Annotated in this window: 1 protein-coding gene; it reads left to right on the top strand. The window is 60.8% G+C overall.

From position 1 onward, the window contains the following. A partial coding sequence (locus NBW84_RS10580) for an SDR family oxidoreductase (RefSeq protein ID WP_250284070.1) occupies positions 1-238 on the top strand: 238 nt, incomplete at its 5' end. Between the last annotated feature and the right edge of the window lie 642 nt (positions 239-880).

Raw genomic sequence — 880 nt, 5'->3', positions numbered from 1 at the left:
GAAAGGTGTGCGCGCGAACTGCGTCGGGGTCGGCACGATCGAGGCCGGGATCTGGGAGGACCTGCTGAGCACGGGTGACTACGACGAGCGCGCGCTGAAGGCCGCCCAGCGAGCGATCGCGCTCCGCCGTTTCGGTGCGGCGGACGAGGTCGCAGAGGTGGTGGCGTTCCTTGCCTCGCCCCGCTCGTCGTACGTGACAGGACAGACGCTCAACGTCGACGGTGGGTACTCCACATAATATTCGACTCAGATTTAGGGCGAGGCGGATCAGCCCGGGCGTTTGGGGTGTGCTGATTGGCAAGATGTCGTCTGTGTCGTGTTGACGCGAGTGACGATGCCGAAGTCGGGTGCGAGAGCATGCCTGCCGGCGTGCGGGGCCTCGTAGTTGCGGTCGACACGGGCCCAGCGTCGATCCGCGGGCTGCGGACACTGGCACGGATGGGGCCGATGACCTGGTCTCGCAGGGCCGGGAGTGCGGCGATGTCGATGGCCGGGACCTGGTGGCTGGGGCCCAGGTGCGTATCCGGTGAGAGAACCGCCCCGCCATCCGCATCAGATGGGTGTTGTCCAGCAGTCGTAGTTGCCAGTCAGCAGATCGCTGTGTCGGGGCTGCGACACAGCATTTATCTACAGAACATAAAATTAACTACAAAAAATCAATATTCTGTCTCCAGGGGACTATTGATGTTGAAAATGATTTCAAGATCTATTTAGAAGGCCTGGGCGTGCGCACGACCGAGCGGTCCGGGTGTTTGACAGTGGCGCGAATCACGCTATGCTGCATCGAAACTAGCAAAATTTCATTAGATTCTTGTTGATCATCGGCTAGCCCCGTGAGGCGTACAGGCGCTCGGCAGATGTCCTCCCTGGTCCCGAGTGC

It is taken from the genome of Protofrankia sp. CiP1_Cm_nod2, from assembly GCF_920664355.1.
In the GTDB taxonomy this organism is placed as follows: domain Bacteria; phylum Actinomycetota; class Actinomycetes; order Frankiales; family Frankiaceae; genus Protofrankia.
The sequence above is the reverse complement of the archived record's forward strand: the minus strand, read 5'-3'. Positions and strand labels throughout refer to the sequence as shown.